General features: G+C 60.6%; 6 protein-coding genes. 2 read left to right on the top strand and 4 right to left on the bottom strand.

What is annotated here, in order from left to right; translation table 11 throughout:
- Positions 1 to 371: 371 nt before the first annotated feature.
- A complete protein-coding gene (gene azu / locus D8V06_RS23045) occupies positions 372 to 818 on the bottom strand; it encodes an azurin (protein WP_056852390.1) in 447 nt (148 codons plus the stop codon).
- 344 nt (positions 819 to 1,162) lie between these two features.
- On the opposite strand from azu, the gene D8V06_RS23040 reads away from it, so the two are divergent.
- Entirely contained in the window at positions 1,163 to 1,750 is a 588-nt protein-coding gene (locus D8V06_RS23040) for a TIGR00730 family Rossman fold protein (RefSeq protein ID WP_130903979.1), read from the top strand.
- Positions 1,751 to 1,818: 68 nt separating this feature from the next.
- A complete protein-coding gene (locus tag D8V06_RS23035; RefSeq protein ID WP_034149642.1) occupies positions 1,819 to 1,998 on the top strand; it encodes a hypothetical protein in 180 nt (59 codons plus the stop codon).
- A gap of 177 nt (positions 1,999 to 2,175) precedes the next feature.
- On the opposite strand, the gene D8V06_RS23030 is transcribed toward D8V06_RS23035, so the two are convergent.
- The 3 genes from D8V06_RS23030 to D8V06_RS23020 form a co-directional block, all read right to left on the bottom strand.
- Positions 2,176 to 3,066, bottom strand: coding sequence for a transglutaminase family protein (locus D8V06_RS23030; protein ID WP_130903978.1), 891 nt, complete (start codon positions 3,064 to 3,066; stop codon positions 2,176 to 2,178).
- On the bottom strand, positions 3,066 to 5,552 hold the full coding sequence (locus D8V06_RS23025) for a circularly permuted type 2 ATP-grasp protein (RefSeq protein WP_130931881.1): 2,487 nt from the start codon (positions 5,550 to 5,552) through the stop codon (positions 3,066 to 3,068). The genes D8V06_RS23030 and D8V06_RS23025 overlap by 1 nt, the downstream gene beginning before the upstream one ends.
- A gap of 88 nt (positions 5,553 to 5,640) precedes the next feature.
- On the bottom strand, positions 5,641 to 8,916 hold the full coding sequence (locus D8V06_RS23020; RefSeq protein ID WP_130931880.1) for a transglutaminase family protein: 3,276 nt from the start codon (positions 8,914 to 8,916) through the stop codon (positions 5,641 to 5,643).
- Positions 8,917 to 9,420 lie beyond the last annotated feature (504 nt).

Here is a 9,420-nt window from a genome sequence, read left to right as displayed (position 1 = left end):
GAATGAAAAAGCCCGCTGAAGTGTTGAGCTTCAGCGGGCTTTTTTGCGCTGATCGTTCCTACGCTCTGCGTGGGAATGCAGGCCGGGACGCTCCGCATCCCAAAGCGTGACGCAGAACGTCACAGGAGGCATTCCCACGCGGAGCGTGGGAACGATCATGAAACGTGTGATGCCCTTTGCGCCTTGAGGAATGAGCGAATGAAAAAGCCCGCTGAAGTGTTGAGCTTCAGCGGGCTTTTTTGCGCTGATCGTTCCTACGCTCTGCGTGGGAATGCAGGCCGGGACGCTCCGTGTCCCAACGCGTGACGCAGAACGTCGCAGGAGGCATTCCCACGAGGAGCGTGGGAACGATCATCACGCGGTGTACCTGCTTACTTCAGGGTCACAGTGCCTTTCATCATTGAGATGTGGCCCGGGAACGAGCAGAAGAAACCGTATTTTTCGTTGGCATCAAGCTTCGACACGTCGAAGGTCACCGAATCGGTTTCCTTGGCGCCGATGATCTTGGTGTGGGCGATAACCCGGGTATCGCCTTCCTTCAGGTACTGCTTGTCGATGCCGGCGCTCAAGCCGTCGGTGGCGATCGGCTGCATGTCGGCTTCTTTACTCAGCACCCAGTTATGGCCCATGACGTTTTTCGGCAAGCTGCCGGAATGGGTCAGTTCGACGGTAAAGGTCTTGCAGCTCTTGTCGATCTCAATGGCCTTGGTGTTGAAGGACATTTGGTCAGTGGAGTCAACGGTGACTTTGCACTCGGCAGCCATCAATTGGCTGCTGGCCAGTGTCAACAGGGATACCGCAACAAGTTTGGCAAACATGGTGAATCTCCAAGGCAGGGTTAACGAAAATGCGAGTGAACAGAAGACTGCCTGAAAACTTCGCAAGTTCATATGACTTGAATCAAAAATTGTATACAACTTTCGGGCTATGAGACCTATCGAAAGAATCTACCAGCCAGGCGTCTGGCCCGGCCCTATGATCAGACCGTCATTCAATCAACGGAGCGTCTGTCATGTCCCTCAATAGCCTGTTGTGCAGCCTGCTCGCCGCCTACGCCTGTGGTGCCAGCGGCACCCATGAAACGCCCGAACGGGAAGTTTAGCCCTTGGAGCGCGCAGCGCCTGCCTTTACTCTGTGGCCCTGATCGACCCTGGAGTAAGGCATGTCTTTAGCATCCGTCTGTGTATTTTGTGGTGCCAGCACCGGCACTGACCCCGCTTATCGAGAAGCGGCTGTTGCCTTGGGCCAAGCCCTGGCCGAGCGCAAGTTAACCCTGGTCTATGGCGGCGGCGCCGTGGGCTTGATGGGTATTGTGGCCGACGCCGCGCTGGCCGCCGGTGGCGAAGTCATCGGCATCATTCCGCAAAGCCTCAAGGACAAGGAAATCGGCCATAGCGGCCTGACTCGTCTGGAAGTAGTGGACGGCATGCATGCACGCAAGGCGCGAATGGCGGAACTCAGCGATGCCTTCATCGCCCTGCCCGGCGGTCTCGGTACCCTGGAGGAGCTGTTCGAAGTCTGGACCTGGGGCCAGCTCGGCTACCACGGCAAACCGCTCGGTTTGCTGGAAGTGAACGGTTTCTACAGCAAACTCACCGGTTTTCTTGATCACATCGTCGGCGAAGGCTTCGTTCGAGCGCCACACCGTGACATGCTGCAGGTGAGCGAATCGCCGCAAACGCTGCTCGATGCGCTCGATAGCTGGCAGCCGAGCGTACTGCCGAAGTGGGTCGAGCAAAAACCCGACTAACGACTCGGCACCGATACAGGGCAGAATACGCGCCGCTCAACCTCACCTTCGACCCCAGAGGATCGCCCATGGCTAAACCCAATTATTCCTTCGCTAAACGTCAGCGTGACTTGGCCAAGGAGCAGAAGAAAGAGGAAAAGCTTCAGCGCAAGAAAGCAACAGCTGAAGAAGCTGCACTGAACCCTGATGGTGAAGTGGCAGCAGAAGATGATGTTGATGCACCGAAAGATCAGGCGCCCGACGCCTGAGACCCTCAGGGCCGGACGATCTGATCAGGCCCATCGGATCTGTGTCCAGGGTTGTAGGAGCGAGCCTGCTCGCGATGAACCTGAGAGCGCCGAGGAGTGTCAGGCTTCCCGCGTTATCGTTGACGACCATCGCAACGGTGCGACGATTCGACAGGCTCGCTCCTACAATGGCTGGCGTTAATTAAGTGGCATCACGGTGACCCGAACTTCCGGGTCATGATTGCCACCGCCCAGAATCACCCCCCGCAACGGCGATACATCAGAAAAGTCCCGCCCCCATGCCAGCATGATGTGCTCCAGCGCCGGTTGCACATTGTTGGTCGGATCGAAATCCACCCAGCCGAGCAACGGACAAAATACCGACACCCAGGCATGGGATGCATCCGCACCGATCAAGCGCGGCTGGCCGGGTGGCGGCTGGGTCAGCAGGTAGCCACTGACGTAACGAGCGGCCAGCCCCCGGGAGCGTACGCACGCAAGCATCAAATGCGCGAAGTCCTGACAGACCCCGCGCCGACGCTCCAGCACTTCAACCAGCGGCGTCGCCACCTGGGTCGCCTCGGCGTCGAAAGTGAACTCGCTGAAGATCTTCTCCATCAAGGCCTGAACGCCGAGTAACAGCGGCCGCCCTGGCGGGAAGCAACTCGCGGAAAATTCGACGAAGTTGCGCTTCAAATGCACATAGGGTGATTCGAAACGGTAACGGCAGGCTTCGAGCACGTCAGACGACAGCGGCTGGCTGCTGTAGGTCAGCGCACTGCGGGTGTCCTCCCATGCGGGTGAAACATTGAAATCCGGCGCGGGCCGGGGCAGCACTTCGATCGTCAGGCTGGCATTGACCAACAGTTCATCATGAGGCCGCTCGAACGCCAGCCGGGTCAGCGGATTGCCGAACACATCCAGCTCATCACGCCGTGAGGTTGGCTGCGGACTGATCTGCAATTGCTGATCCGTGCAGCGCTGCCACGCACATGACCTTGGCCACAAATGGGCCAGCTGCTGTGCCAGGGACACCGGGCTGTCATAGTGATAATGGGTGTCGTGGAAAATCTGATAGTGAGCGCTCATCAGACAGACACCGTGCGCTGGCTGATGTCATCCACATGAGCGAAATGGCGCAAGGCCAGACGATCCGACACCTGCCCGCTGGCATCGGCGATCTCTTGCAGCAGATCGGCCAGGCCATCGAGAGCCGCGCGTACGCTGCCCTCGCCAAATAGCGAATTCTCCAGGCAGCCCAGATCAAAACGCGCCAATCGATCGACCAACAATGGCAGCCCCGCTTCGCGCGGCGCGCCAAAGTCATCGTTGAGCCGTTTGAGAGTGCGGGTCACCAACTTCAACTGGAACAGCACCGCGTGCGGGTTTTGTTCGTCGAGCAGCAACAGGTCGAGCACCGGGATCAATTGCGCCACCGCCAGATACCGCGAGCGGTAGGTAATGCTGCTGTTGCCCAGCTCCAACAGCCACTCCAGACCTGCTTGATCGAATGCCCCGGCGCCGCGCAGAAATGCCGCCAGGCTGCCACTGAGAAATTGCAGACGCTCGATACGCCGGCCGATCATCAGGAAGCGCCAGCCTTCGTCCCGGGTCATGTCATCAAGGGCAAAACCGGACAGTGCCGCCAATGACATCACCAGACGATTGAGAAAATCCAGCAACTCGCCAAAATCCGGCGAATCGGTTTCGAGCTCAATGGCCTCGCGCTGCAGTTCCACCAGGGCCTGCCAGTTCTCCCGTGAAAGTTTGCCCCGCACTTGTGAGGCCGCCCATTGCAAGCGTTGCAGGTTGGAGCGAAGGCTGAACGGCCAATCGTCACCGAGTATCGCCGCCAGCAAGCGCTCCGACAGTTCACCTTCATCGGGCAACAGCATCAGCCTTTCGCCAAGCTCGACCGCCGCTTGCAGGGCCTGCTGGTCATCACCGTCGACGTAACGTGCGAGCATGATCCGCAACAGGCGGGCGCTGTCGTCGCAACGCTCACAGTAACGGCCGAACCAGAACAGGTTCTCCACAACCCGCGATGGCAGATAGGGATCGCGTCGCACCAGATCGTGAACGCCGATGTTGCGCTGGGCCTTCCATTGTTCGCCGCTGGGCGGGCGCTCACCCAGCACCCAAGTGTCTTTGCTGGCACCGCCGCGCTGCATCGACACCACCTCAGCGTCAGCTTCTGCGGCCACGCGGGTCAAACCACCGGGAAGCACCCGGTAGCCTTCCCGGCTGGCCACTGCGTACACACGCATGCCGATGGCCCGGGGTTGCAATTGACCGCCGTCGGCTTGCCAGATCGGTGCCTGGGATAACTGCGCCAGTTCTTGCGCGACATAGGCGTAAGGCCGCGCTTGCATGCGTTCGGCCAGCTCCTGACGCTGGCTTTCACTCAGGTCCCGGCCAAATACCGGGGCAAAGCTCTGCGAAGGAAACGCCGGTTTGATCAGCAGTTCCGGCAGTTTTTCCAGGGCCTGCGCCAGCACCGGCGCTTCACCGCACCACCAGGTAGCGATGGACGGCAGAATCAGTTCTTCGCCAAACAGGAACTGATTGATCTTCGGCAGGAAACCCAACAATCCCGGTGATTCCAGCACGCCGCTGCCGAGGGCGTTGGCCACTAGCACACGCCCCTGGCGCACGGCTTCCAGCAAGCCAGGCACGCCGAGAGCCGAATCAGTGCGCAATTCCAGTGGGTCGCAGAAATCATCGTCGAGCCGACGCATCACCACATGGACCCGACGCAGTCCGCTCAGGGTTTTCAGATAGACCGTGGCATCGCGTACTGTCAGGTCGCCGCCCTCCACCAGCGGATAACCGAGCTGCCGGGCCAGGTACAGGTGTTCGAAATAGCTTTCGTTGAAACGCCCCGGTGTCAGCAACACCACCAATGGCGCGCCATCATCACTCGGCGCCTGGCGTGCCAGGGTTTCCTGAAGCGTGCGGAAGAAGCCGGCCAGATGCTGCACTTTCAGATCGCGGTACAACTCGGGAAAGGCGCGGGACACGATCGTGCGGTTTTCCAGTGCATAACCGGCACCCGACGGCGCTTGAGTGCGGTCCGCCGTGACCCACCAACGGCCATCGGGGGTACGCGCCAGATCCACCGCATACAGATGCAAAAAAGCCCCGTCAGGCGGATGGATACCCTGGCAGGGCCACAGGAAGTTGTTGTGGCCGAATACCAGTTCGGCCGGCAGCAGTCCTTCGGCGATCAGTCGCTGCGGGCCATACAGATCAGCCAGTACGGCGTTGAGCAATCGCGCACGCTGGGCAATACCGGCAGACAATCGCTCCCACTCGTCAGCGGCAATGACATGGGGTAACAGGTCGAGCTCCCACGGCCGATCGGCGCCCTTGGGGTCGGCGTAGACGTTGTAGGTGACACCGTTTTCCTGAATCTGCCGGGTCAGCAGGGCCTGACGCTGCACCAGTTGCGCTGCAGAGCTGCGCTGCAATTGGTCGAACAATCGACGCCAATGCGGGCGCACCGCGCCGCTGCCGTCGAGCAGTTCGTGATAGGTGCCCGCCGTGAGCGGGTAGCGGTCTAGCAGGTCAGGCATGGAAAGCTCGGCAGACAGCAATGAACGGTCAGACTAACGCAGGCTCATGACGCCCGGATATACGAAAAATCCGAGCGTCGCGTACGGTTTAGAAACGTCGTAAATCGAGAGTCATCGGTAGCTCGTCGTTAATTTCCAGAATCGGAATAGGAAGTTTCCCAGGCGTGTGTCCGATCCGGAAGAAACGCGCCATGCGTCGGCTCTCGGCTTCATTGGCATTCACCGGCAACGTCTCGTAATTGCGCCCGCCCGGGTGCGCGACGTGATACTGGCAACCGCCCAGTGAACGCCCCATCCACGTATCGAGCAGATCGAATACCAACGGTGCGTGCACCGGGATGGTCGGCTGCAAACAGTTGGCCGGTTGCCATGCGCGAAAACGCACGCCTGCAACGAATTCCCCAACACGCCCGGTCGGCTGCAAAGGCACCGGGATGCCGTTGCACGTCAGCAAATAGCGCTGCGGCGGCAAGCCGCTGAGCTTGACCTGAAGGCGCTCCAGCGACGAGTCCACATAACGCACCGTGCCACCGACCGCACCCTCCTCGCCCAATACGTGCCATGGCTCCAGTGCCTGGCGCAGCTCCAGCGCGATGCCGCTGACGGCGTAGTCGCCGACCTTGGGAAAACGAAATTCCAGATGCGCCGCAAACCACTCGGCCCGCACCGGATAACCGGCCGCGTTGAGGTCGACGATGACGTCGGCGAAATCCTGTTCGATAAAGTGCGGCAACAGGAACCGGTCGTGCAGCTCCGTGCCCCAGCGCGCCAGTTTTGGCGGCGCATAAGGCTCACGCCAGAACCGTGCGACCAGTGCCCGCAGCAACAATTGCTGAGCCAGGCTCATACGCGCATGCGGTGGCATTTCAAAGGCGCGCAGTTCCAGCAACCCGAGCCGCCCCGTCGCGCCGTCCGGCGAGTAGAGCTTGTCGATGCAGAACTCGGCGCGGTGGGTGTTGCCAGTGACATCGATCAGCAGGTTTCTCAGCAACCGGTCGACCAACCACGGCGCACAGTCTTCCCCCGGCTTTGGCATCTGCGCAAAGGCAATTTCCAGTTCATACAAGGCATCGTTTCGCGCCTCGTCGACGCGCGGCGCCTGGGACGTCGGCCCGATGAACAGCCCGGAAAACAGGTAGGACAGCGAAGGATGGTTATGCCAGTAACTGATCAGGCTGCGCAGCAAATCCGGACGACGCAGAAACGGCGAGTCAGCAGGTGTCGCGCCACCCAGTACGAAATGGTTACCGCCGCCAGTTCCGGTGTGCCGTCCATCAATCAGGAATTTCTCGGTGGTCAGTCGGGTCTGGCGCGCTTCTTCATAGAGGAACTCGGTGCGCTCGACCAACTCATCCCAGGTCGCGGACGGCTGAACGTTGACCTCGATCACGCCCGGATCCGGGGTGATGCGAAAGTTGCTTAATCGCGGATCGCTCGGCGGCTCATAACCTTCCAGCAGCACCGGACAACGCAGCTCTTCAGCAGTGGCTTCAATGGCAGCCACCAGTTCCAGATAATCCTCGACCCGTTCCAGTGGCGGCATGAACAGATACAACCGGCCTTCCCGCGCCTCGGCGCAGAACGCGGTGCGGGTCAGCCAGTCCGCGGATTCGTCGATTTTCGGGGCACGATCCTCAATCAGCGCCGCCGCGCCCTGATTCTGCGACTGTGCCATGTCGGGTAGCGGTGGGAACGTCTGATTCGGGTCTTGCGGATGAATGAACGGATACTCCGCCGCTTTCACCCACGGCTGCGAACCCAGCGGCAACCGATAGCCCAGTGGCGAGTCTCCCGGCACCAAACGGCAATGCTCGTCGCGCAAATACCAGCGGCCGCTCTGCCACTGATCGCCCTTGGCGGTGCGTGCCAGCGGCAGGACCTGGCCGATGACTTTGTCCAGACCCTGGCTGAAAACTTTGCGCAGTCGTGCACGCTCCAGGGGTTCCTCAAGACGCGAGTCTTCGGCGCTGACATTTTGCGGCAACGTGCCCTCGCGCCAGAGGTAATAGAAATTGTCTTCGTAGGCTGGAAACACAAAGCGTGTGGGAATCTTCAGGCGCTCTGCAACGCTCGCCAGAAAACGCCCGGCCAGTTCGCCGGTCGCACCGTAGTCTTCGTGCTCGTCGGCAATCAGCGCGCTGTTGTTCCAGATCGGCGCGCCGTCACGGCGCCAGTAGCAATTGAGCGACCAGCGCGGCAGCTGTTCGCCGGGGTACCACTTACCCTGGCCGAAATGCACCAGTCCCTGCGGCGCGTAGCGTTTTCGCATGCGCTGGAACAGCTCGGCGGACAGACGCCGTTTTTCCGGCCCCAGGGCCGCGGTATTCCATTCGGCGCCATCCGGGTCATCAATCGAGACGAACGTCGGCTCACCGCCCATGGTCAAGCGCACATCGCCTTCCAGCAGGTCGGCGTCGATTTGCCGGCCCAAAGCCTGAATCGCCAGCCATTGATCGTCGGTGTAAGGCTTGGTGACGCGGGGCGCCTCCCAAATTCGCTCAACTGACATCTCGTGGCTGAACGCGCACTCGCACGGTTCCACCAGCCCCGTGATCGGCGCCGCAGAGGACGGATCGGGACTACAGGCCAACGGTATGTGTCCTTCGCCGGCAAACAGCCCGGAGGTGGCATCCAGACCAATCCAGCCAGCGCCGGGCAAGTACACCTCGCACCAGGCGTGCAAGTCGGTGAAGTCGACATCAGTACCCGAGGGGCCGTCGAGGCTTTTCACGTCGGCGGTCAGCTGGATCAGGTAACCGGAAACGAAACGTGCTGCCAGCCCGAGGTTGCGCAGCAACTGCACCAGCAGCCACGCGGAATCGCGGCACGAACCGGAGCTTTGTTCGAGGGTGAACTCAGGCGTTTGCACGCCCGGCTCCATGCGGATCAGGTAGTCGATGTCTTCACTCAGGCGCTGGTTGAGCGCGACGAGGAAATCGACACTGGGCAGCGGCGTGCGATCGATACTTTCCACATACGCCTTGAACTTTGGCGTAAGGGGCAAGGTTTCCAGGTACGGCGCCAGTTCTTTGCGCTCATCGGCGGCGTAAGTGAACGGGATTTTTTCCGCGTAGGGCTCAAGAAAGAAGTCGAAGGGATTGAACACCGCCATTTCGGCGAGCAGATCGACTTCGATCCGCAGCTCATCGGTTTTCTCCGGGAACACCAACCGCGCCAGGTAATTGCCCTGAGGGTCTTGCTGCCAGTTGATGAAATGCTGCTCGGGCGAGATTTTCAGCGCATAGGACAGAATCCGCGTGCGGCTGTGGGCTGCCGGACGCAGGCGAACGATCTGTGGCCCCAGCTCCACAGCACGGTCGTAGCGGTAATGCGTGACGTGGTGCAATGCGACATGTATCGACACGGCGTGCCTCCTGCGAGCCCTAAGCGTTATGGAAAGCGCGCAAGACTTATGCCATCCAGCAGCGCTGGCGCTTTCTTCGATTGCCTGAGGCAGTACAGCACCAAAATCGGGCGAGGCGGGAAAATGCTTTGAATCGATTGCACGTATTTGTGGCACACCCACGATCGTTCCCACGCTCCTGCGTGGGAATGCAGCCCGTGACGCTCCGCGTCACAGGTGGGTTGGAATGGTTACAGTGGCGCGGCTGGAACGCGGAGCGTCCCTAGAGGCATTCCCACGCAGAGCGTGGGAGCGATCACGCCAACCCGAAGGTTGGCGTTCTGTTCAGCTCAAGCGCGGCTTAGCGCGGCACGACCGGCTTGCGGGTCGGCTTTGGTCCTTTGCCTTTGGCCGCATCCTTGCGTTCCTTGGCTGCCTGCTGATTGCGGGCAAACGCCGCAGCCTTGGCTTGTTCACGCTTGTCCCACGGGTTGCCGCCATCGCTGGCGCGCGGTGGCAGGCCGG

It is taken from the genome of Pseudomonas sp. Sample_24, from assembly GCF_004307605.1.
Taxonomy (GTDB): Bacteria; Pseudomonadota; Gammaproteobacteria; order Pseudomonadales; family Pseudomonadaceae; genus Aquipseudomonas.
This window is presented reverse-complemented; position numbering and strand designations above follow the sequence as displayed.

Bases quoted from the DNA above. Each gene is read 5' to 3' on its own strand.
- D8V06_RS23035 (WP_034149642.1), top strand. From the start codon at position 1,819: ATGGCTAAACCCAATTATTCCTTCGCTAAACGTCAGCGTGACTTGGCC.
- D8V06_RS23025 (WP_130931881.1), bottom strand. From the start codon at position 5,552: ATGCCTGACCTGCTAGACCGCTACCCGCTCACGGCGGGCACCTATCAC.
- azu (WP_056852390.1), bottom strand. From the start codon at position 818: ATGTTTGCCAAACTTGTTGCGGTATCCCTGTTGACACTGGCCAGCAGC.
- D8V06_RS23040 (WP_130903979.1), top strand. From the start codon at position 1,163: ATGTCTTTAGCATCCGTCTGTGTATTTTGTGGTGCCAGCACCGGCACT.
- D8V06_RS23030 (WP_130903978.1), bottom strand. From the start codon at position 3,066: ATGAGCGCTCACTATCAGATTTTCCACGACACCCATTATCACTATGAC.